Source organism: Leptothoe sp. PORK10 BA2 (assembly GCF_034932105.1).
In the GTDB taxonomy this organism is placed as follows: Bacteria; Cyanobacteriota; Cyanobacteriia; order Phormidesmidales; family Phormidesmidaceae; genus Leptothoe.
In genome coordinates, this window is sequence record NZ_JAYGIG010000150.1 from 1 (window position 1) to 23,700 (window position 23,700).

Below are 23,700 nucleotides of genomic sequence, written 5' to 3' on the forward strand. Positions count from 1 at the left end.
CCGTTACCGCCTCGACGCTCACGGCGGCGGCCTAATTCCTCCTAAGCTGATGATACCCTCATATGCTCACCTTCAAGAAGTTGAAAGCTTCTGTATCAACTGATACGATTTGAATTTATAATTGCTGCTGACAGCTACTTTCTATCTCTACTCCAGCGTCTGCTGCGATCGCCAGAATTGACTGACTATCATCACAGTTAATTTCCTTGCCAGACTTAGCAAAGATCACGACGGCAGGCTTTTTCGCCTGGGGTGTCTCGGCTGACTCGGCTGGGACTGCCGTTGGTGCTTCAATCATCACCCCCGGTTTGAGTGTGGCCCCAAAGTTTTCCATCAGCAGCTTACGCATGACCACGGGCAGCTCATCGCAGGGCACCTTCTGCATGACTCGCTCACCCAGGTGGGCGTCTTTACCCACGGTGCCCCCCATATAGATATCTACGGCGGGCACCATCTTGCCATCCTGGCGGGCCTTGGTGCCCATCATGCCAATTTGCGCCACCTGGGGCTGTCCACAGGAGTTGGGGCAGCCGGTCCAGTGCATGCGTACGGCGTCTGGAATATCCAGTTCCGAATCTAACCGGCGAGCGAGGGCCAAGGACTGCATCTTGGTCTCCACCAAGGCAAAGTTGCAAAACTGGGCTCCGGTACAAGACACCAGGGAACGTACTAAAGATGATGGCTGAATGGGGAAGGTTTGAACGATGGGTTCCGCTAAGAATACGGCCAATCGGTTGTCTGGTACGTTAGCAATAATCACGTTTTGCTCAACAGTGAGACGTAGATCACCGCTGCCATAGACTTCGGCTGCCTGGGCAAGGTCGTACATCTGATCGGCCTGTAACCGCCCAACTGGAACATGCAAGCCAATATAGTTAAGACCTTCCTGCTTCTGTTGAAAAACGCCCACGTGGTCTCGCTTATTAGCATCTAGGGCATCTTCAGCAGCGGCTGTGGCTAGGGGCTTGCCAAAACTTTTCTCAACTTCGGCTCGGAACGTGTCAATCCCCCATTCGTCAATCAGCCACATCAGTCGAGTTTTCTGACGATTGCCCCGGGAGCCATTGTCTCGGTAGACCGTTAGGATGGCGCGACAAAGGGCAACAACGTCTTCTTTCTCGGGAGGCACCCAGACATCTAGGGGAATGGCGGCAGCACAGCGAGTGGAGGAAAAGAACCCTCCCACCAATACATTTAGACCCAGAACTCCATCTTTATAGGCGGGGACGAAGGCAATGTCATTAATCTCGGCATGGACCGAATTGTCAGTGCTGCCTTCGATGGCAATATTAAATTTCCGAGGTAAGTTGGTAAATTCATAATTACCTTCGCCACGGTTGGTAATCATGTCCTGGACAGCTTGGACCAACTCTCGGGTATCGATTAGCTCATTGGCATCAAGGCCAGCTACCGGAGAACCGGTGATATTGCGCACATTATCCATGCCCGACTGCATTGATGTCAGGCCTACGGCATGCATGCGAGAGAAAATATCAGGAATATCTTCTAAGTGAACACCCCGTAGCTGAAGATTTTGGCGGGTGGTAATGTCGGCACAGCCATCGTCACCATAACGCTTAACGATTTCTGCCAGAACCCGCAGCTGCTCAGAAGAGATCAGTCCATGGGGCATGCGCAGACGCAGCATAAACTTGCCGGGGGTAACCGGTCGAAAGAAAATACCTAGCCACTTGAGACGCTGGGTTAAGTCGGTCTCATCAACGGCTTCCCAGCCCATGTTGGCAAAATTTTCTAATTCCTCTTTGACGGCCAAGCCATCCTTTTCGGCCTTGTACTTTTCAAATTTATTGAGTTTCACCGTTTTCTCAGTAGTGGATGCAGTGACCACAGCAGCACTCCCAACCTGGTTAACATAGCAAAACACCTGGGCACGGGTGCCATCGGTGCCACCTTCAGCGACATGCCTAATAATTAAGCAAAAAAAACGGGAGCAAAAACCTAAGATTCTATAAGAACCTATGGCCATGCCCCGCCAGACACACTTATAAGGAACCGCTTCAGGAGTTCATTTAGCTCGCTTGCTATCGAGTTAAATCCAGAATATGAAGAATTTCTCTATTTTTTTGTATAGTCAATCACTTTTTTGATGGCAAATCGCTTTTTTTGCATACTCTTTATTCAAAAAAAGCAATTTGACTGATAGAAAACTGGCCGCTGTCGGCTCAATAGACTGGTGGCTCGGGCCGGGATGGGGCTAATCAACTGGGTTTTAGGCTGTTTTTAGAGGTTCGTGGACCGGGCGCATGTAAGGACAACCATAAGTTTAATAGGGGTTAGTGCGGGTTTGATGGGGCCTAACTTTTGGCTCACTATTCTGGCTGATGCGACTATTGCATTTTCCCTGTTACTTTCTGCATAGGGTTTGGCTATGGTCGACCGTTTTCGCGGAATAATAAAAGTGAGCAATAAAATGTCAGATGTCCGTTGGGAGCTTGTATGCCACCATCAAGGGGGCTTAGTGGAGTGGAACTCTCAGAGTTGCAAAGTCGTGTAGAACATTGGCAACATTTTAAGACCGGTGACTTTGGGCAGAAGTGGAATAGCTCAAAGCTAATTGTGAGGGAAGGGGCAGATGCGATCGCACCCCTTTTAACCTTACTCAACGACCCCACCATCGATGCTGAAACCCAATGGTTTACTATCCGCGCCCTAGGCAATTTCCCTGACCCCGATGTGATTGCCGCCATCGCCGCCCAAATTGGGAATAACTCAAGTCATCGCACCTCTGAGCAGGCTGCCGAACTCACTGCCTTTGCCATCGAGACCCTCGCCGCCATGGGTTCCCTGGCCATTGAGGTACTCAGTCAACTACTCAAAAATCCCCAACGTCGTCTACTGGCAGCCAAGGCCCTCAACCAGGTGCGCTCCAGTGGAGTGATTCCGGCCATGGTGAGCGTTGCCAACGACGACGATGCCATGGTTCGGTACTATGCCATCGATGCCCTGGGCAGTTTTCATAACACTACAGTTACTCCGATTTTATTAAATGCCCTTGAGGATCCCGCCGCCGCTGTTCGCAAAGCTGCGGTGATGGCCCTGGGCCGCCGTAGCGACCTGCAGGCCCAACATCAGCTGAGTCAACGGCTAGAGTCTCTGCTATGGGATATCGATCTAGGGGTGAGCTGTCAAACGGCTCTGGCCCTAGGCCGTTTGGGTTCCCAAGATGCCATCGAGGCCCTGCAGCGGGTGCTGCTATCGGCCCATACCCCCATGGCCCTGCGCATTGATACCATCCGGGCCTTGGAATGGTATTGCGATCGTGCCCGGGACCACTCTGTTGTGGGGGATGCATTTGCTGTCCTGACCCAAGCCTTAATGCAATTTAGTAGCGATTTCAGGAGCGATTCTAGTAGCCCCTTAGCATCTGACTTAGGGCTGGACCTAGACAGCGAATTAGAATCCAGGAACAGCGAGCATTATCCAGAACTTACTCCCCAGGAGAAATCCCAAATTCTGGTGGCGATTATCCGAGTGTTGGGGGAGTTACTGCACAGTGTCATGGCCCAGCCTGCAACCGAAATTTTAATCCAACAGCTAGGCCATCAATTTCCCGCCACGGTCACCCCGGCCACGGTCCCCTCAACTGTTAGTACTCCGAGCATGGTTACCCAGGCCAGCATTATGTCATTGGCTAGCCTGGGCCAGCCCCAGGCATTTGATGCCCTTCTACCCTTGCTCTACCATCCTGCCGATGCCGTACCGATCCACACGATAGCCGCATTAAAGCGATTGGACCCCGACCATAGTTTGTCCCGAGTGACCACCTACATCCAGCAATTCCCCCACCACCAGACCGATATTCTGAGTCTTTGGTAAATGGCTGATTATAATTTTTGGTTTGCTACTAGGGATAACTCAGTACATTGGATTTTAGAGTGGCGTCCCGGTCCTGACCATACGATAATTTCTTACAATATATTTTCAATTTAGGCCCATTACCAAAAGCCCCATCACCGTCGGTTCAATTTTTTTATCCCTTAACTTGGCAAAATCCACTTCTCTGAGGATCAGGGTTCTAAAGATTTTCCTGAGGTCCATCTTCTACTTTGTTTTAAAATTCTTTAATAATATTTGCGTAGTTGACCCATAACCGGTAGTCAGTCACACCAAATCGGATGGTGAGTCTGTCTAAAGTGTTAAATAACGAACTTTACTTAACGGTGTTTGGTGCGTAATCCCCAGTCTCCGTCATTTTTTGACAACCTATGCGCATAGAACAGCTACAAGCATTCTTAGCGATTGCCGAAACCGGTAGTTTTCAGGCAGCCGCTCGCCGATGTGGGATTACCCAATCAACGGTCAGTCGGCAAATCCGTGGTCTAGAAGATGATGTGGGTATGCCCCTGTTTCATCGCACGGCCCAAGCTAAACTCACGGTCGGTGGTGAGCGGCTTTTGCCCAGGGCTCGTCGCATTTGTCAGGAGTGGAAGCAGGCCACCACCGAAATTTCTGACCTCTTAGAAGGGCGGCAGCCAGAGCTATGCGTAGCCGGAATTCAGTCTGTGTGCTCCCATTTTCTGCCCCCCATTATTACCCAGTTTTGTCAGCGCTATCCCGAGGTTCAGCTGCGGGTGACGGCCCTGGGTAGCGATCGCTCTCTGAAGGTGTTACGGGATGGATTGGTGGACATCGCCATCGTCATGCATAACCCGATGCTGACCAATTCCCAGGAAATGGCCGTCACTCCTCTCTATGAAGACCATGTGGAAGTACTGATGGCCGCCAATCACCCATTGGCTAGCTACAGTCCTGCCCCCTGGGCGGAAATTGCCCGTTACCCCCATGTGGTGTTCAAAGACGGCTATGGTATGCAGCGATTGGTCCAATCCCAGGTGCCAGAAACTGAGTTAAAAATGGCCCTAGAACTCAATACCCTGGATGCCTTTCGTGGCGTGGTCCGCCAGGGGGAAATGATCGCCCTGTTACCCCAATCAGCTCTGGCGGAGAGTCGTCGCGATCCGGGCTTAGCCGTACGCAGTACCGCTGCTCCCACCCTGACTCGCCAAGTGGTGATGGTCACCACCCAAGATCGGTTGCGATTGCCACCGGTCAGGCAGTTTTGTGATTTAGTCCAATGTCTAGCGGAGGATAGCGTTAGTAAGTTTAATGATTTACCGAGTCTATTGAACCTAAACTAGGCGGTTTATTCTAGTCCCAGACCGGGGGACCCGTCTCAGCATCTAACCCCACTCTCCAGTCTCATCATGAGCAACGTTTTTCGGGATCTCTTGAAGAAAGTCGGTAGCGGCACCCATACGTCTAAGCATCTCAGCCGAGATGAATCTGCCCAAGCTACGCGCATGATGTTGGAACAAATCGCCACGCCTGCCCAAATTGGGGCATTTATGATTGCCCAGCGGATCAAACGGCCCACTATTCCAGAGCTGGCGGGCATGTTGGATTGCTACGATCAAATGGGGGGACGGTTGCGGGTGCCCCAGTCCGATTACCGCACCATGGTGCTCAATGCCCCCTATGACGGTCGCCAACGCCATGCCCCCGTCACCCCCCTAACCGCGCTGATTTTGGCGGCGGCGGGGGTGCCCGCTATTTTGCATGGTGGGGAGCGCATGCCGACCAAACTGGGATTACCCCTGGTTGATGTTTGGCAGGATCTCGGCTTAGATTGGCGGTTGCTGACCCTGGAACAAACTCAGCAGATATTTGATTTGACCCAGGTGGGGTTTGTGTATATCCCCAACCATTTTCCGGAGGCCCATGGGTTGGTGCCCTATCGAGAGCAAATTGGAAAACGCCCCACCCTGGCGACGGTGGAGCTGATGTGGGCGCCCTGTGATGGTCCCCATCATGTGGTCAGCAGCTTTGTTCATCCTCCGACGGAAAGCCGTACCCAGGAAACCTACCAGCTGCGCCACACCCATGAGTTTACTACTGTCAAAGGCTTGGAAGGCAGCTGTGATTTGTCCCGTAGCCGTACGGCCATCGTGGGTATGGGCAGTTTCAGGGATGGCTTATTTCGGTTTGAGCGGTTGTTGCTGCACCCCAGGGACTACGGGTTTGAAGGCCAAGATCCTGGCTTAGACGAGGATTTTGGCCAGATTCTTGAACAGGTAATCCAGGGCGACTCCAACGAGTTCACCCGTTCCGTGATCTGGAATGGTGGTTTTTATCTGTGGCGGGCCGGGGCCGCCATCTCCCTGTCCGATGGGTTTTATCAGGCCCAGACCCTATTGGAAAATGGACAGGTGCAGGCCAAACGGGACCAGGTGAGGGATGCGATCGCAACCGCCCTAACCCATCACCTGTCCACCGTATAATCAGCCCCTATTCCCCTATTCCCCTATTTACGTCTCTCCTACTCTAATAGCCCCAGACCTAGGGCCATCCCCCATGGCCCTAGGGATTAGATAGCTCTTCCTCTAGCATGTCGTCATAAATGCTAGGCAGTTGACTAGACATCGAATTGGTTTCGATGCCATAGCCCAAACTGGTCCAAGTCCCAGATAGCAGCTCCAAGACCGAGGTAATTTCCCCAGCCTTCAACTGCTGGGCAATATCCACCCCCCAAGCATCCGGATCCGATAACCAACGGTATACAACCATATCCTGAGCCTTGGGGGAGAAATCATAGGATTGCCAAAACTCAAACCAAACCGGCGGCTCAGGATGATATTGCTCCGCCTTACTCTGCCAAGTTGTGGTCAAAAACTGATAGCGGCCAGCGGCTGTTGTACAGTCACCGACATTCGGTCCCGTTTCAATAGGAATACAAAGATCGGGATGATGGGTGAGTTGCTTCAGGGTTTGGCCCCCGTAAAGTAAATGATAGGGCCGATCCATATTGGACTCACTGGCCGAAATCGTTCGCATTAAGGCACGAATATGGGGATCTCCCCCGGCCATGGCTAAGGGTAGAGGAGACGTGACCCAATTCGCAGACCCTAAACCCAATAAACTGCCCGGATTAAACCATACTTTCGACAAGGAATAGGGCCAATTTAAGGAAACCGGTGACCAGTGAAACAATAGACTAATCACCCCTAAAAACATCAAAATTGTGATCAATAACGGACCATAGCCTGATGGGGCTGATGGTGCATTTTCTTCCTTAAGGGGGTCGATGGGGGGCTGTGAAGACACGGGCCAAATAATATAGGTAAGGCTGATTATGAAGGGGGTAGCTGACTAGGTAGCTGCCTATAAAGGGGTAGCTGAAGCGGTTAAACCTACGATCAGGCTGGTCCAACTATAGCTATGTCGGTTTTAGCTGACAAAGCTATACATTACAAGGGCTACCCCTAAATCAGCAATGACTATCCCTAAAAACCTTGAGTAGTACTTATCTCCAGCGATCTAGACCTGGCGCGTTTGAATTCCCTGCATAGATACTCTTAATCACCGCTAATTTCGGTTGATGCTGCCAGCTTACAGTCTTTTTTGTACCCAGGGTTCCTGCTGATTAGGCTTGGGCACCCTTAAGACGGACATTGATGATCGATAGCGCACATTCCCAGATATTCAGCTCATTGGCTGTACTACTGACGGAGAACTGTCATCAGTGCATGGATTCCAAGAAGATTCTATCCATCGTTGAAATCTCACATAACGATCTAGGGATTCCAGCTCCTATCCGGGAAAAGATTTTTGATCCCTTTTTTACCACTAAACCCCTCGGAAAAGGCACAGGCTTGGGCATGGCCCTCAGCTATCAAATTATTGTTGAGAAACACCATGGTCAACTTCTTTATGACTCTGCTCAGAAAGGAGCTACCTTTATGATTCATTTACCCCTTAAAGTAAGACATCATGAGGAAAAATAGTGGCCGAAATTTGATTACGGCCCAGTTCTTTAGCTTGATATAAAGCATGATCAGCCCATTCAATTACAGCTTTGGCTGAAATAGCTGACATACCTTTCAGGCTACCCACCGTCACCACACCAAAGCTCAGGGTCACATGGTCACTCACATCCGAGGCCTTATGGGCAATTTCCAATTTGGTTATCTGGTTTTGAATCCGTTCCAAAACTGTATAGACCATGGAGATTTCCGTATTGGGTAGCACAATGACAAATTCTTCTCCCCCATAGCGGGCAACAAAATCACTGTGTCGTACTCCTTGCTCTAGAGCTTTAGCGATTGATTGTAGGCATTTATCCCCTGCTTGATGACCGTAGGTATCGTTATATCGCTTAAAATAATCCACGTCACATAGCACCAGAGCTAGCTTCTCCTGATGATAGATACAGTTCTGTAGATAGTTATCAAAGGAGCGACGGTTAGCAATAGAGGTTAAGCCATCTAGGGATGCCAACCCATGGAGCTGTTGATTTTGCAGCAGCAGCAATAGAACCGATGCCATGGAAATGGATAATAGCGGAGCCGCTAAAGGCAGCCATAGACCTGACTGAAAGAATCCATACACAACACCGGTCACTCCAGCCCATACACAGGGCATGACCAAGACCAAGGAGAATAAGTTCTTTTGTCGATACACACCCCCCTGGTGGATCAATCCATGGACTATGACCACCCCCAGATTGGTAGCCAGCACAATCCATAGATACTTAACCCATGGGGAAGCTCCATGCAAAATCGTCCGTCCGTCTAGGGCACTACCGATGAGTTGACTGGCAATGTGGGCATGGATAAAGACCCCCGGTAGCCGCTCCTCTAAACTCATGGGCGTATAGATTAAGTCATTTAGACTAACCGCTGTTGCCCCGATTAAAATAATTCGATCCTGAATCTGGTGGGCCGCTACCTCTCCTTTGAGCACCTGGGAGATTGTTACGGTGTCAAAAAACGTCTCGCCCGCTGGATAGTTAATCAGAATTTGGGTGCTGCTATCATCGGCCGTGGCATAGCCGCCATCCCTGGTTGAAAAACGTCTAAAGACGGCTTTTCCCAGTTTCAAATGGCCTTTTTCTGAAACTTCAGGATAAATCTGCTGCTGTTCCAGATAGATGAGGGCTAATTTAGTCCCTAATCCGTACTTGATTTGTTGATGTTCGTTGTCATTACATAGCTGCTGTTCTTTATTGCACTTGATGGCCAATAATCCTCGTCTGATGCGTCCATCCTGATCTGGGACCAGATCAGCAAGACCCACCTTCCCCTGTCGGCCAAGTTCAGGCGCTGGGGGAACGGAGTGTTTACCAATTAACTTTTCTACACCGATCACATTAGGAATCGTTTGAAATGCGTCGTTGAGTTCCGTCTGTCCGTTCCCCACGGGCAAATCTCGATAAATATCGATGCCAATAACTCGGGGACGGTGGATCTGGATCTGCTGCAGCACCCTGGCCATGTTGCCGTCAGAAATAGGCCATTCTTTTAGTGCTTGTAGGTCATTCTCATCGATGGTGACGATTAAGAACCTTGGATCGCTACCATCACTGGCACGAAACCGTAACAATCGATCAAACACAAACCACTCTAGGGGCTGGAACAGCCCCGTGGCTCCAATGGCTATGATCAGGACTGAAATACCAGATGAAACGGCTAGAATTCCCCTCAGTTGACGAATGCGCCATCCCAATCGCAACATAGTTTGATGTTTGATTTATTAATGCCAGAGAGTTTCCCCTAGGGTACCCGTCCTAGGAAGGGCAGTTATTCGATAATGGGTTCATTTACCATTTCGGCTAGGTCAATGGCGGTTAAAATGCCCTGCCAAGCCTCACGAATATCTGGATCATGGGGAGCTTGGGAGCGCAAGTCCGCGACCAATGAAACCATGTCGTACCAAAGGTGAGCTTCTCGATATTCGATCGCCTGTTCTAGTGAAACGTCAGCGGTGCTATGGGTGGCTGGCTGGGTCTGGATCCAGCCTTGTAGGGCCGGACTATCGGGTCTCAATTGGTCGTTACACATTAAAATTAATGACCACTGGTAGAATGCATTGGCCGCTAACGCTGGGGCATCGTTCGGCAAGGCAATACTGACAACCCCAGGGGTGTCTGGCAACTCAATATAGGTCTCGTAATAATAGTCATCGGACTGGGGGTTTTGAGCATTCTGGAGGTTCTGGATACTCAATAATGCCAGACGAGGAGTATCCGCCGATGTGGCGACTAATATTTCGGGATGGGCCTTAGTGGTCTGGCCATAGTGAGACCTGGGTAATAGGGCCGTTACCTGTTCGCTGTCGCAATTGCCGCGAGAGGCACCGCTGACTGTGGTGCGGGGAGCTTTGTCGTCATCAGTGGGCCAAAAAGACCAGTCATTGGCTGGCAGAGATGTAATTGCTCTGGAATTGCCTGGGGCTTCGGCCATGGCAGGATTATGCCCCCATGAGCCTAGGGCTGTTATGAGCAATATGCCGGTTGTTATGCCAGTGGTTAAGTAATGTCGCACCATCGATCCAATCATGTTCACCTATTCCAAGCAGCGAGTACAATCGGGCGATAAATTCCCTATGTAGTGATTTATACCAAGCTAACAAAGCTTATAGGACTTATTCTGCGTGTTATTACTTAAATTCTGATGAAGAATTTGTGCTGATTAATGCAGAATTCTAATCTAACGTCCGTGTTTCTATGGATGATTGTTAGGTGAGCCAGTTGCCTATGAGCACAAAGGATGCCCAGTAAAAGGGGTGTGAATAGTTGGAGGTCTTGAGCATTGAGAGTTGAGCCTGCCGGAGGGCTTCTGCTTTTGTGATAGATACATTAGGGGTACCCAGGACACTGTAGAAATTGTTGATGAGCTGGACCGTGGAGTGATCGTTGACCGACCAGAGGGTGGCTAGGGTACTGCGTGCTCCCGACTTAATAGCCATGCCAGCTAAGCCGAGGGTGGCTCGATCGTCTCCTTCGGCAGTTTGGCAAGCACTTAGAACCATGAGCTCAATGGGATGACGCGCTTGAATCCGTCGATCTTTTAATAATGTATCTAAATCGGCAAGGGCAATGGTTTGGTCCCATGCCAACAAAAAGGTACTGGCTAAATCTGAGCTGAACTGGCCATGGGTGGCCAGATGCAAGATCGGATAGGGGGTCGCTTTGACCTGGGCTTCAAAGGCTTGTTTGGTGAAGGCTTGGTCTAAATAGACTTGAGATTTCTGGAGGTTAGATGAAATCCTTTCAACTTCCTCTTTCACCCCGGGTAATGGGGAGAATCCCTGGCGTGATTCACTCACGCCTAAGATCAAGGCTTCTAGGGGTTTGGCAGGGGAAAAATGGGGACCCATCAGCTCTAGGCCAGGGGTGAGGGCGACACCGTAGTTTTCGATTAAGTACTTTTCACCATCGTGGAGGGCGGCCATGGGAATATTTCGCAGCTTACCGTCTAGGACAAATACGAGGGTTTTAATGTGGTGTTGTGTTAACTGAGCTTCTGCGGGACGGATTAGCCAGTCGTAGAGCTGTTTTGAGAATTGTAATCGGCGTCGATCCGGTAGGGCTGGGTTAAAGGCAATAAAGAATTGATCGAGGGTATTTTCTAGCTCCGTTTTGGGTAGGGTGGTTCGATAGTGGCTGAGGGGTTGGTTGGGCAGGGCGAGAACAACTTCTATGCGATCCGCCAGGATAATGGGGTAGATAACGGCAGCCTGAGGATCGATTTGGTCGATTTGTTTGGATTGGGTATCGATGCAGGCGGACCGAAAATAATTTTCTAGTTCAACGAGTTGTAGGTCTTCGATCAAATTCAGGGATTGCTTGAGGGCTTTTTGGTCAGCGGTGTCTGATTCTAGTAGTAGGCTGACTAACTCCCGGTAGAGGGGCTCGACTTTTTCTCGGATGCTGAACTGGAGTTCAGAACTGGTAGCTAATAGGTCGGCCCGTACTGAGGCAAGGGTGTTGACTGCTTCGGTGTAGGTTGCGATCGCACGCCCTTTTTGGTTTTGCTGCTGATAGATTTTGCCCAACTGCCATTGCCACCGATACCCAATATCCTTCGCTTGGCCATGGTTAGCCAGGCGAATGGCCTGTTGCGTCACTTCGCGGGCCTGTTGCCACTGTTGGGTGGTGACATATAGCTGCCCCAGCTGCCCCAAGGCTAAAGACTCAGCCCGAGGGTCTTGTAAGGCTTTTGCCTGTTGCGCACCTTGAGCCAATAGGTCTGCCAAATCATGAATAGCAATGGGCGATAGGCCCGGAGAGCGTGCCTGATTAAATGTCAGGGCACTTTCAGTGAAGTTCACCCGACTGTAGATGGCGGAGCGACTGGCTTGTAAATTTGGCAACTCCTGACCCAATGAGGTCAATAACGGTTCTGCCTCGTCCCAACGCTGGAGTGTCACCAGCAAACTCAATAGATTGAGCTGAGTTTCCAGGTGGCCTTGAGGGCTGGTCGTTGACGCCATTAACTGGTGATAAATCTTCAGGGCTTGGTCCGGTTGATTTCGAGCCCTCAAGGTGTTGGCTAAGGCAAAGAGAGTTTTAGCGGTTTCGGCTGGCTGTTCTAATGTTTCGGTAATCGCCAGGCTCTGTTCTAATAATGTTTGGGACTGCTCAAGGTGGCCAGTCACCTGTAGCAAACTGCCTAAACTCCTCAGAGTTGTTGCCTTCAAGGAAGAATCGGATTGAGCCTCTACAGCGGTAGCCAACTGATCCAATAGGGTTTGGGCGCGACGATAAAACCCCAGGGTCTGCATTGCCTGGGCCTGGTTTAACTGGCTCCCGATCTGACCAACTTGGTCGTCTAATGCTTGATAGTACTCCGTTGCCTTTTCCCACGTAGCCAAGGCTGCCGCGGGTTGCCCCAAGGCCAGCTGAATACTGCCCTGGGTATTCAACACACGGGCCAGCACCTCGGCAGGAGAGCCATTTTTCTCTAGCAGTGTCAGGCTCTGTTGGATGGCCTGCTCAGCCTGTTGCCACTGCCCCAGTTCTTGATAGGACAGGGCTAAGTAGCTCAAGCTTAAGGCTGCTTCCACGGGTTGGTGCCCCTGGTCATAGCTGTGAGCCGCCTGCTGCCACCGTTGTTTTGCCTGCTGTAGCTGACCAGCCTCGTACGCCTGATGCCCCTGGGCCAAGAGTGTATCTGGGGATGCCTGGACCGCAAAGCTAGGTTGTACTAGCGCCAGACCAAAGACTGCCATAGAGCAAAGCCCCCATTTCAGGAGCCGCTGCCCTAGGCCGGTCTGTTGCAGTTTCTGTCTCAGTTGTTGTATCCACCTTTGCGCCGTCATCACTAGGGAAACCCATGGCTGTATTTATCCATTAGACTTCCCGAAAGACTAGGTGTAGCCCCACGGCTTACTACGGGACTGGGTGAATGTGATGAATATTTTTATCACCACGATTTGTGATGATTATCTATGCTCATAACAAAAGGGAGCTGTTTTACACGACAACTCCCTTCTAAGATGATCACCATATGTGGTCAAAGTTTACGCCAAGTAAAAACCTAAATCAAAGACTGTGCCTAGGCTACAGCTCTCACTAGGGGGGGTACTGCTCTAGATGGCGTCACATCGGCTGACGGCTGATACCTGGTTTGCCAAGCTTTGCTACCCGGGACCGGTAATGCTTGGAGCTGGGTTAGGGCGTGGTTAACCTGACGAGTGTAGTACTCTTGTTCCATCAGATCGGAACTCTCAACCATTGCTGATGTACCAGTTTTCGCTACTTGAGAGAGGGAAAGCAACCAGCTGTGAACCCGGTGAATATTGGTCTTAGCATCACTGATGCCGCTGACAAATGGGGTGAACGTCGGTGCGTTATTCGTGTCTTCTTCAGTCAACCACTGGGCTTTTTCTAGACTGGGTAGATTTAGCAGCAGCTGGTGCAGCGCTCTAAGCTCAGCTAAATAATTGTTCCAAGTTGTTACTTCTTTGGGGGACCGACGCTGGGTGTACTCTAAATCATACACGTGGGACTTGACCGATGCTAAGGCATCGCTAACGGCGTAACGGACCGCTCGATCAAGGGGTAATTTCCAGGATGCTGCCATGACTTAAGCCTCTAAATAGTATTGTTATCTGCTGTATTGATATGAAATTACTGTCACCTCGTATAGGGAAGGGACAGCTATTGGGAAAACATTTTTTCAAATCCTAACGTGCCAACCAAAAGCCAATGGGCGTTGGTTGAGACCGTCCTGACCTAGGTAGCTCAATGTATGTTCAGAGTACCCAAGTAAGAGCAAGTCTTCTACCCGAAAAAATTTGGAAATTTGTAGTAAAATCGGGTCCTACTTATTGTAGCCATTAGATGTTCGACTAAGGAACATAAAATCTGAGGAAATATTAAAAAATAACATTGTTATCCATTGAGGTTTGTGAGGGGCATAGGTGAAGGTTAGCCGTCTAAATAGCCTCGGGATATAAACGGTAGTTCCACCACATGGGCTGTAGTGTTTTCCACGGTGACGGTTAAGCCTGCCCCACCGGCTTTAGTCCGCAGGTACCCCAAGCCCCAGATGCCATCGTCGTCAGTAGTGACGCTGGTGAGGGTGCCGACCTTGGTGCCGTCTAGGCTGAGGGGGACCTGGGCGGGTACTAGCTGCTCTAGTTTGAATCCCCAAAGTTGTTTTTTTACCCCCTGATAGGTATTGAGTCGGGTAATGGTTTCTTGGCCAATGTAACAGCCTTTGTCAAAGGAAACGGCTTGCCAGAGTCCGGCTTCTAGGGGGTTATCTTTGTCCGTCAGTTCTTGGCCCGGCATGGGACGGCCCTGGCGGATGCGTAGAGCTTCCCACTGTTGGGGTGTGAGGCAGGTGATATCCCGCTCAACCAACCATTGGCATAGGGCGGGCCCCTGGGCTTTAGGGCCGATCAGGGTATAACCGGGGATAGCTAAGCCGGTGCCCCGAACGATTTGAATGGTCGTTGCTGGGGCAAAGGGCAGGGAAGTTTGGTTGTGGCTACAGGGAGCTGACTCGGGCAGGGGGCCCCCCAGTTGGGTTAGTAGCCCGTCGGCATCGGGACCGAGGAGGGTCAGGGCAAAGGTGTTGTCAGTTTGATCGCTCAGGGTGACTTTATCGGCAAAGAAAATATAGCGGTCCATCCAATTGATCAGCTCCGTGGCCATACCGGGGGAGACCATGACCAAAACGCTTTCTTCGCCTACGTAAGCGCTGGCTAAGTCTAGGGTGCGAGCAGTGGGGGTGACAAACACCGTGTCACAGCCCTGGCCAGGGGACAGCTGCTGGAAGTTATTGGTGCTTTGGTTGTGGAGAAAGCGGAGTCGATCGGCTCCGGTGACTTCAATCCGTCCCCAGTGGGAGCGATCGATAAACGCGGTGGTGGAGACCTCGGCCATAACAATAGACACTCTACAACAGACGCTCTGACGATAAACGGGACAGTCTTACACTGTAGGGCTATTTGGGTGGGGTTGTGTCCTGCCTTTAGGGAAAGTTTGGCTTTTAGGTTTGGGCGTTAGGCTGGGCCCGAGCGTCGTTGTTGGATCTGCTGGATAAAGTATTCTTCGAGGGACAGGCGACTGAGATCTAGGGTGATCAGTTTGCCGTTCATTAATCGCAGGCTGGCCATAAAGTCATGGGGATTGCCGCCGAGATAGCCTCGCCAGTAGCCTCCTTCAAAGGTGAGATTGTGGAGCCATTTTTGCAGCACGTCCAGGCTGCCACCCTGGCCTTTGACAAAATAGGCGTCGGGTGAGCCGAGGAGTTCATGGAGGCTGCCTTGGGCGATTAAGGTGCCCTGGTCGAGGATGGCGATGCGATCGCAAATCACCTCCACATCGGACAAAATGTGGCTATTAAAAAAGATTGTCTTACCCTGGCTTTTGAGGGATAGAATCACCTCCCGCACCTGGTAGCGACCATTGGGGTCCAAGCCCGACATGGGTTCATCCAGAAAAATGATCGCTGGATCGTTGATCAGCGCCTGGGCCATGCCCACCCGTTGCAGCATGCCCTTAGAATAGTGCCGCAGCTGCTTTTTAATCGCGGCCTGTCGAGATAGCCCCACCATGTCCAACAGTTCAGGAATCCTCTCCTTATATATAGAGGCCGGAATATTAAATAGACCGGCGGAGTAGGTAAGAAATTCCCAGCCGGTTAGATAGTCATAAAAGTAAGGGTTTTCAGGCAGATAGCCGATCTGATGCTTGATGGTCTGATCGCCCGCTGGCTGATGGAGCAATTGGGCTGTGCCCGACGAGGGCCGAATAATGCCCAGCAGCAGTTTCAGGAGGGTGGTTTTGCCGGCTCCGTTGGGTCCCAATAGGCCAAATGTTTCCCCTTGGTAAACCTCAAGGGAACAGTTCTGGAGGGAGGCCACCTGCTGATTGAGCCAGAAACCCGTGCGATAGGTCTTGCTCAGGTCCTGGGTTTTAACAATGACTGGGCGATGTACGATGGCGCTGGGATTAGCATCCGGATTAAAAACGGTGTCCATGAACTCACAAAATACGACCCCATTGGGACCGCTGCACACATTGGGTATGGTCTAGTCAGGGTATGGTCTAGTCAGGAACATGCAAAGACTGTCTGTACAAAATGCCCTAAAGTATCTAGAGCATATAGTAAACGTCAACTGCCCTGACCCACTATGCCAAAACGTTAGACTACTGCTTTTACCATGGATCGTTCAAAAATTGTTGCGATTATTACTGGGGCCATTTCCCTAGTCCTAGCCATTGCCTATCTGCTATTGGTACAGCTGCTCGACTTTCGCGGTGAAATGGTACCAGCTCCTCTTAGCACTTTGCCAATGGGCACTGTGCATCAGATTTTAGGCATTTTGGCATCACTGTTAGCGGCCCCGTCGGTGGGATAGTTGGCCAGCCAGTTTTTTGACACTAGAACTCTGAGCCCTAACGTCTGCCTGCTGACACTTGTTTCCTAAAGTTTTATGCAGATCACCTAGCCTCTTTTAACCAGCCCGATAGATCCCGTTGGATTAGATCCTGCAAGCGAAGGATATCCTCCCGGTAGTACTGTTGGAGCAGAATAGTATCTTCTTCGGAGAATATCTCCTGGCTCTTGCCTTGGTAATTGAGGTTGATTAACCGGTCCCGGATTTGACGTCTAATCTGCGTCGGGACTATTTTCATCAGGCCTGTAGCGACGGTGCGGATGGGATTTTGGGTTTTCAAGAGCCGATTCACCGTCTGATTTTTAGGTACCTTGGCGGTTTGGGCCTTGTGGCTAGTATCGGCGCTAAAATCGGCATTGACACCAATAGATTGGTAAATCTTCCCCATAAAGCTTTGGGCATCGTTGCACAGGTCGTCGTAGAGAAATACATCGACTCGGCTGCGGCCACACACATCCATAAAGTGCTTGAGGGCTTCGGTGTATTTTCCCTTTAGTAACACATAGGAAGAAGTGCCACGACTACGGACCTGCTCTGCCAGAGGTGTTTGCTTGCCAACGGCATCACGCATGTGCATCAAATAATCGGAAAAGGCCCGCTGTACCGGATTTCTGAGGACGGCGATCAGCTTAGCATCCGGTAGTCGGGTGTGGATTTGCTCAGCGGCATACTGATGGTGAAATAGATAGTTGGGGGAGGCTTCTCCCAGGGCGATATGGACATCGGTGGCTTCAGCAAAGAGCTGTCGATAGTTGTCCCAGGTGATAATGCCGTTCTTTTTTCGCTGTTGTACTTCTTTGGTTGCCTGGGACCAATCCCGTTCAAAGAAGTTTGTTTCTTTGACTGGACTCATATATACCTGGGGATGCTGTTTTAGGTACATATAGAGCGATGTGGTGCCTGCTTTTTGCACACCGATGACCACAAAGGTGGGGGGGCGTGGAACGGTGGTTGACTTAACTACCAGGGAGAGCCGCTGATCAGGGTTAACGGTCATTGGAGGTTTGGGGGCTAGGGGCAGAGGCGACCGGGGGGTAATTGCATCGTACTTCTGGGAACTGTGAAACGTCTACCGTTTTAACAAATTTCCTTTATGGCATCTGCTAGGGCGACGTTCCCCTCACCGAGGCGAGGGCCTGTTGGATAAATTGCTGCAGGATTTGATCGCGGCGGTTGAGCTGATAATGTTTTTCTACGACGGCTTGGATGCCGCCGTCTCCCCATTCCTGCTGGTTTTCAAAATAATCCACAAAGCTTTTGCCGGCAATGCGGGTGAGGTAGGCGGCGCTGACTCCCTGCAAAAGTTTTCCGGCCACGGCGGTGGCTAGGTTGGCTTGCAACCCCACGGTCAATAGTTTGAGGGCTCCTTTGACTAGGCCCAAACTGCCCATGGTTTTGGCTAGGGAAATGGCTAAGGTGCGGGCATCCTCAATGCTAACGGCGATGCCATAGACCTGGCCGAGTTCCACCACCATTTGGGTGTTGACAGCGGCGGTGGCTAGCATGTCTATTACTGGCAGGGGGGTGGCGGCTAGCACACCGGCCCCAATCCACTGGTAGCGGTCGATGATGGCGTCGGCCTTTTGCTGCCGTTGTTGGCCGATCAGCTGGCGGGCTTCCAGGCTCAGGCGCTGGGACTGTAACAAAATGTTGTTGGCGATCAGGTCACGGCCTTCGGCCCGCAGGATGGCGATGATTCGGTCGATTAGGGGTTGGATGTGGGGGCTGGGGATGTCTCGGGGGTGGGCTGCGATCGCAACCACATCTTTTAAATCCATCCGTTGCCCCACCCGCTGCCGCAATCGTTCCAGCAACAGCTCCACCTCATCATCGGCATACAGATCTGTTTTGTTCAACACCACCAGGGTGCGCTTCCCCACCGCCAGCAGCTGCATCAAAATCTCATACTGGGCTCGATGCAGGTCATTATCCACCACATACAGTAGTAAATCCGCCTGGGTGGCCAGCTCTCGACTAGCCTGATCCGGGGCCCCCGCATCCAGCAACCCTGGACTATCACTGAGAATAATTTCCCCATCAATGGCCGGAATCGCCACCCGATAGTCCTGCGACCGGGTGGTGGTCCCCTTGGTCACAGCGGTTTCCCCTGCCATTTCCCCCATCAGGGCATTCGCCAAGGACGTTTTTCCCACGGAGCCGCTGCCCACAATCACCAGGTGAAGTCGCTGTTGTTCAAACGCATGGGTAACGGCTTTAGCCCGTTCCACCAAGGCCTGGCGGGCCACCTCATCTTCAATTTGGCCCAGCTGCTGATCCAGGCTTTGCAAATGGCTAACAGCCGCTTCGTTGGTGGTTTTAGGCAATGGTGGTGGCTGGGGACGGCGACGGGGCCGCAAAAACAGCCAGCCGTAGTAGGCCACCACCCCCAGTGCCCCCAACATCAGCACCACCACTAGCGTCGTTATAGCCTGGGCCAGCCATGGGTTGAGGTTCGACAGGCCAGCATATAGCGTGCCCAAGGTACTGGTGAGCCACAGCATGATGCCGAGCACAATCAAAACCGCCACAGCGATGATTAACGGTCGCCCTATTCGCCCCATATGGATATCACGTTCCTAAAATGAAGCTGCCAATTTTTCACTGGGGCCAGCATAGCGTTTTACTATACACAAGGTGGATTAGTGCCGCCAATTGTTGCTAACCAAGGACGTTTTTACTTTCCATGGGAATATTTGATCAAGTAATGGGAGCCATTCAGGATCCCAATCGTGAAGCCAGCATCAGTCAACTTGGCCAAATTGTATCGATGGCACAGCAGGTGGCCCAGGCCAATAATGCTAATAGTTCATCAACTCAGCAAGCCGCTTCAGTGGTGGGTGGGTTTGTCCAAGCAGCCCTGCGGGACAAACAACAAACCCAGGGCATGGATGCTGTACTTGACCTGGTGAAGCAAGGCACCACCGATGGGGCGGGTGTCCTACCTCAACTGTTTAACCAGGCTCAGCAAACTGAAATAGCTGCAGCGGTTGCCCAAAAGACGGGGCTGGATGCGAGTCAGGTTATGGTCATGCTGCCCATGGTCATTTCCATTGTGATGCAGTTTCTAAATCAGGGGTCTGCCAAAGCGGGCAGACAGGCTGAGGGAAATCCGTTGGTCACTACATTTCTGGATGGCGATGGAGATGGCGATGTGGACATGGGCGACATCTTAAAGATGGCGGGTCGGTTTATGTAGGGGATATGGCACCCGGTCGTTAAGGTAACAATTTTTTTCGACCTTAGCGACCTTTGCCTTCTGGATCTGTATAGTTCTCCTAGAAGGGTGCCGTTTTGTGGAACACGACTATGGGTAGCAATAAAAAACGTAATCCCTGGGACTGGTTAAGTTCTGAAAGTTTTTTGCACGGCATTGAGAACATAGAAACAGTTGTCTCGAAGCTGTTGTCCATCGCCATGCTCATCGTGATCTTTGTGGTCATGGTGGATCTGGTGCGGTTTTTGGCGGTGGCGCTATTGGAACCGAGTCCCTCGGGTTTTTTTAAAACTACCCTCAGCGAGATTTTTGGTTTATTTCTGAGCGTACTGATTGCGTTAGAGATTTTATCAAATATCACCGCTTACCTGAGAAAGCATGTGGTGCAGTTGGAGCTGGTAATTGTTACGTCGTTAACGGCAGTGGCTCGTAAAATTATTATTTTGGACCTAGAAAAGATCACGGGGGTTAGCCTGATCGGGTTGGCGATTGCGATTTTAGCATTGTCCATTAGCTACTGGATTGTGCGAAACGTGCATAATTAGCAGGGCAGTGTTCGATGCCACAAAAAATATTACAAAAACAATTCTCCCTTCATGACGGTAACCGCCTGACCACTAATATAAATTCTCTCTGGGGTACATTCTAAATGTAACTCTCCACCACGGGCAGAGGCCTGATAGGCTAGCATTTTGTCTTTGCCCAGTTTGGCCTGCCAGTAGGGGGCCAAGGAACAGTGGGAAGCCCCTGTTACCGGATCTTCGGGGATACCCATGGCGGGGACAAAGTAGCGGGAGATAAAGTCGTAGGGGGCCTCTCCTGCACTGGTGACGATGACGCCTTGGTAGGGAAGTTCGGCGATTTTGGCGAAGTCGGGGGTGAGGTTGATGACGGCTTGGTGCGATCGCAACTCCACCAAGTAGTTCGTATCATTCCGCGCCCCATGAACAATATCGGCATGGTTTATGGCCATCACGATGGCTGGAGAAATCGGCGCATCATACACTGGCTGGGCGGGAAAGTTCATCCGCAACAGCTCTCCCTGTTGCTCCACTAGCAGCTCACCACTTTTTGTTTGGAAGCGGGCGGTAATGCCATCGGCTAGGTGACCCTCGGTCCAGAGCACATGGGCACTAGCCAGGGTGGCATGGCCACAGAGGGCAATCTCAGCAGTGGGAGTGAACCAGCGCAGGTTGTAGTTGCCTTCTTCCTCGAGCGGGTAGAGAAATGCAGTCTCTGATAGGTTCATTTCCGCGGCAATCTGCTGCATCAGCGTTTCGGCCATCGGTGTTTGGCTGACACATACGGCGGCGGGATTGCCGGCAAATGGCTGATCGGTAAAGGCATCCACTTGAATGACAGGCTGTCGGATGCGCTGATCGGAAGCTGAGAAATTTGATTGTGTCATGAGGATTAACCCTATTTACCCACTCCAAATTTTTACATGGATGGAAGCGCTATCGGAAAAACAATGCTTTTTCTCATCCTTGCGGTAAATAATCACTACAATCACCGCATTTTTTGTGGTGATTGCTGATCCGCACTATGATTTCAGGCGCAAACTATGGCCAAACAGTCCATTTCACAGCTCAGCCCATACCTGAAATCAGCAAGTGCGGTAATTATGACCTGGCCATATGAGCATCCAAACTGGCCCCATTTCACCCCCCCATCCATTTGAGGATGGTAATGGTCGCATTGCTCGTGCCATTGTTGATGGGGTGCTGGCACGGGCGGATAACTTGTGTGATCGCTAACAATTCTGTTTGGAAAAGAATGTCCTACCCCGCAGCATCTTCTGAAAAGAGAAAAAGGGGTGATCGGCTTTTTGAAGGTCTGATTGCAGTTTATCTGTCTACTCGTTAGTTTCTTTTTCCATACCGTTATTCGAAGCGTCATGCTGATTTGCTAGCTGTTGCCTTAAAGATTTAGGTACATTGAAGGCTTTGTCTAACCCGCTGACGTTACTCCAGTCAGTATCTGTATCCCAATTAATATCTTGAAAATTAGTTTTCTTGAAGTTTGCCCCTACAAGACTTGCCCCATCAAGATGTGCCCCATCAAGACTTGCCCCATCAAGACGCGCCCGATCAAGACTTGCCCCATCAAGACGTGCCCCTACAAGACGTGCCCCTACAAGACTCGCCCCTACAAGACTCGCCCCATCAAGATGTGCCCCTATAAGACGTGCCCCTACAAGACTTGCCCCATCAAGACTTGCCCGATCAAGACTTGCCCCATCAAGACGCGCCCCATCAAGACTCGCCCATCCAAGACGCGCCCCATCAAGACTCGCCCCATCAAGACTTGCTCCATCAAGACGTGCCCGATCAAGACTCGCCCCTACAAGACTCGCCCCTCCAAGACTTGCCCCTCCAAGACTCGCCCCATAAAGATCTATGAAGTGGAGAACTACCTTAGACAAATCTAAAAAACTAAGACTTAGGAGAGCAACCACATTGTCAGGACCAGTTCTTTGTCCCTGTAACCGTCTTATCCAGGTTCCAAAAGCTTCAGGCGTTGGCCACTTTATGGTTGACAGCCGTTGTGTTTTTAGAGCACATGCATTTAAGGCCGCCAGGAGGGCTTCTTCACTGTTAATGGCCCATTGGTTGGCCTCATGGAATCTCAGGGAAGGCTGAATAATTCTTTCCATGGGCATCCCTTGCCGCAGCATAACGCCAATGAGGTTGCTAAAGGATGTTTGCCACGTTGCCACCGTTTTGGTATCTTTCAAGGCAACTTCATCCCTAAGAAAATTCAATAGGTAGCTATCCATGCGGGTGGGACCGCACACCTCAGCCCAATATTTTAAAGCGGCAAGTTCATCCCAGCCTTCCTCCATATCCTCTTGTCGCTGATCCAGCTTTTTCTGAATGCGTTCCATTGCCCGCACAATTCTGCAGGCGGTTAAATACTCACCAAAGCTTTTGTGGGTAAACTCAAAGGTTTTCTCATGGCTGCGAATCCTCCCACTCTGGCGAAAATAAAACGCAGCTAACAGACGGGTGACTCCCGCTGCGGCCCCTTGTTCAAAGATTTCTAGCAATTTTCTCAGTCCGGCACTCTCGCAGTGATCCTCAATTTCTTTAACCGTCGTGGTGCGGCCATCTCCATGCCAGGCCGCCAAGGCAATTTCTTCTAAAACACGAATAAATTGTCCCTTCTCCATGTCGCCAATGGCCTGATGTCTGCGGTTATCGTCGTAACCTCGCTCATAGACCGAATTTAATAAATCTGCATAGACAGTATTCAAATTTGTCTCATCGGAAACGGTTAGTTTACCTTGCACATAGCTGAGAGCTACCAGATAGTTCAACAGGGGCTGTGCTGTAATTTCTGTTAGGTTGCCTTGATTGAGTTCTGGGGGCAAGCTGCCATGACTGCCTTGGGTGGCGGCACTGTACTTCTGCCACCAATCATCCCGCTGATCATGGATTAAAAGTTCCTTGGGATCAACATAGGGTTCTCCATTTTCTTCTTCGCGATTACCTTCAGGAACAAAATAGGGCAACACATGCAAGATCTGGCATGGGTCCCGAAAAGATTCTTGTACCGCAACTTCCCGGCCAGACATCAGTACCTGTAGACGCGTTTTTCTATGGTTAAACAGACTGACTTTGTCTTGAACTTCTCTCACAAAACCCGTAAGCATTCAGGGGGTCTGAGTTGTGAGAGTTTCAATCAGCAGAGTACCTGCTAGAGTAAGCGGATGAAAGACAAGGCTCTCCCATCGATTCCCGAGGTCAGTAAAGCGGATTGGGAAAAGACAC

At 50.9% G+C, this 23,700-nt stretch carries 20 protein-coding genes; 7 read left to right on the top strand and 13 right to left on the bottom strand.

All coding sequences use genetic code 11. The features are described 5' to 3' along the window. Positions 1-115: 115 nt before the first annotated feature. Positions 116-1,849: a ferredoxin--nitrite reductase gene (locus VB741_RS23700; RefSeq protein ID WP_323367694.1), complete on the bottom strand. Its 1,734-nt coding sequence runs from the start codon at positions 1,847-1,849 to the stop codon at positions 116-118. Between the two features lie 608 nt (positions 1,850-2,457). Between VB741_RS23700 and VB741_RS23705 the strand changes: the two genes are divergently transcribed. From VB741_RS23705 to VB741_RS23715, 3 genes are all read left to right on the top strand, one after another. Beyond that, a complete protein-coding gene (locus VB741_RS23705) occupies positions 2,458-3,837 on the top strand; it encodes a HEAT repeat domain-containing protein (RefSeq protein ID WP_323367695.1) in 1,380 nt (459 codons plus the stop codon). A gap of 389 nt (positions 3,838-4,226) precedes the next feature. Continuing rightward, entirely contained in the window at positions 4,227-5,159 is a 933-nt protein-coding gene (locus VB741_RS23710; RefSeq protein WP_323367696.1) for a LysR family transcriptional regulator, read from the top strand. A 66-nt stretch (positions 5,160-5,225) separates the two neighbouring features. Beyond that, the gene (locus VB741_RS23715; protein WP_323367697.1) at positions 5,226-6,299 is read left to right on the top strand and encodes an anthranilate phosphoribosyltransferase family protein; all 1,074 of its coding nucleotides are present in this window, start codon (positions 5,226-5,228) and stop codon (positions 6,297-6,299) included. Positions 6,300-6,378: 79 nt separating this feature from the next. On the opposite strand, the gene VB741_RS23720 is transcribed toward VB741_RS23715, so the two are convergent. Beyond that, positions 6,379-7,122, bottom strand: coding sequence for a glycoside hydrolase family 24 protein (locus tag VB741_RS23720; protein ID WP_323367698.1), 744 nt, complete (start codon positions 7,120-7,122; stop codon positions 6,379-6,381). 422 nt (positions 7,123-7,544) lie between these two features. Here VB741_RS23720 and VB741_RS23725 point away from each other — a divergent pair, with 422 nt between their 5' ends. Continuing rightward, complete coding sequence (locus tag VB741_RS23725) at positions 7,545-7,802, top strand: ATP-binding protein (protein ID WP_323367699.1); 258 nt, start codon at positions 7,545-7,547, stop codon at positions 7,800-7,802. Here VB741_RS23725 and VB741_RS23730 read toward each other — a convergent pair. The 7 genes from VB741_RS23730 to VB741_RS23760 form a co-directional block, all read right to left on the bottom strand. Further along, a complete protein-coding gene (locus VB741_RS23730; protein ID WP_323367700.1) occupies positions 7,774-9,531 on the bottom strand; it encodes a CHASE2 domain-containing protein in 1,758 nt (585 codons plus the stop codon). The genes VB741_RS23725 and VB741_RS23730 overlap by 29 nt on opposite strands. A gap of 65 nt (positions 9,532-9,596) precedes the next feature. Beyond that, a complete protein-coding gene (locus tag VB741_RS23735) occupies positions 9,597-10,355 on the bottom strand; it encodes a DUF928 domain-containing protein (protein WP_323367701.1) in 759 nt (252 codons plus the stop codon). Between the two features lie 178 nt (positions 10,356-10,533). Further along, positions 10,534-13,029 (bottom strand): CHAT domain-containing protein, encoded by a 2,496-nt coding sequence (locus tag VB741_RS23740; RefSeq protein WP_323367702.1) that lies wholly within the window; start codon positions 13,027-13,029, stop codon positions 10,534-10,536. Beyond that, positions 12,995-13,135 (bottom strand): hypothetical protein, encoded by a 141-nt coding sequence (locus VB741_RS23745; protein WP_323367703.1) that lies wholly within the window; start codon positions 13,133-13,135, stop codon positions 12,995-12,997. The genes VB741_RS23740 and VB741_RS23745 overlap by 35 nt, the downstream gene beginning before the upstream one ends. A gap of 220 nt (positions 13,136-13,355) precedes the next feature. Continuing rightward, on the bottom strand, positions 13,356-13,883 hold the full coding sequence (locus tag VB741_RS23750; protein WP_323367704.1) for a hypothetical protein: 528 nt from the start codon (positions 13,881-13,883) through the stop codon (positions 13,356-13,358). A gap of 347 nt (positions 13,884-14,230) precedes the next feature. Further along, the gene (gene ygfZ / locus VB741_RS23755; RefSeq protein ID WP_323367705.1) at positions 14,231-15,193 is read right to left on the bottom strand and encodes a CAF17-like 4Fe-4S cluster assembly/insertion protein YgfZ; all 963 of its coding nucleotides are present in this window, start codon (positions 15,191-15,193) and stop codon (positions 14,231-14,233) included. 119 nt (positions 15,194-15,312) lie between these two features. After that, positions 15,313-16,293, bottom strand: a complete 981-nt coding sequence (locus VB741_RS23760; protein ID WP_323367706.1) for an ABC transporter ATP-binding protein — start codon at positions 16,291-16,293, stop codon at positions 15,313-15,315. Between the two features lie 183 nt (positions 16,294-16,476). On the opposite strand from VB741_RS23760, the gene VB741_RS23765 reads away from it, so the two are divergent. Beyond that, complete coding sequence (locus tag VB741_RS23765) at positions 16,477-16,674, top strand: hypothetical protein (RefSeq protein WP_323367707.1); 198 nt, start codon at positions 16,477-16,479, stop codon at positions 16,672-16,674. Between the two features lie 82 nt (positions 16,675-16,756). On the opposite strand, the gene VB741_RS23770 is transcribed toward VB741_RS23765, so the two are convergent. Continuing rightward, positions 16,757-17,710, bottom strand: coding sequence for a sulfotransferase family protein (locus VB741_RS23770; protein ID WP_323367708.1), 954 nt, complete (start codon positions 17,708-17,710; stop codon positions 16,757-16,759). 106 nt (positions 17,711-17,816) lie between these two features. Continuing rightward, positions 17,817-19,241 (bottom strand): YcjF family protein, encoded by a 1,425-nt coding sequence (locus VB741_RS23775; RefSeq protein WP_323367709.1) that lies wholly within the window; start codon positions 19,239-19,241, stop codon positions 17,817-17,819. Between the two features lie 155 nt (positions 19,242-19,396). On the opposite strand from VB741_RS23775, the gene VB741_RS23780 reads away from it, so the two are divergent. Both VB741_RS23780 and VB741_RS23785 read left to right on the top strand, forming a co-directional pair. Next, positions 19,397-19,909 (top strand): DUF937 domain-containing protein, encoded by a 513-nt coding sequence (locus VB741_RS23780; RefSeq protein ID WP_323367710.1) that lies wholly within the window; start codon positions 19,397-19,399, stop codon positions 19,907-19,909. Between the two features lie 110 nt (positions 19,910-20,019). Next, positions 20,020-20,472, top strand: coding sequence for a phosphate-starvation-inducible PsiE family protein (locus VB741_RS23785; protein ID WP_323367711.1), 453 nt, complete (start codon positions 20,020-20,022; stop codon positions 20,470-20,472). 29 nt (positions 20,473-20,501) lie between these two features. Here the strand turns inward: VB741_RS23785 and VB741_RS23790 are convergent, their stop codons facing one another. Then, positions 20,502-21,335 (bottom strand): PhzF family phenazine biosynthesis protein, encoded by an 834-nt coding sequence (locus tag VB741_RS23790; RefSeq protein ID WP_323367712.1) that lies wholly within the window; start codon positions 21,333-21,335, stop codon positions 20,502-20,504. A gap of 447 nt (positions 21,336-21,782) precedes the next feature. Further along, positions 21,783-23,582: a pentapeptide repeat-containing protein gene (locus tag VB741_RS23795; RefSeq protein WP_323367713.1), complete on the bottom strand. Its 1,800-nt coding sequence runs from the start codon at positions 23,580-23,582 to the stop codon at positions 21,783-21,785. Positions 23,583-23,700: the final 118 nt, after the last annotated feature.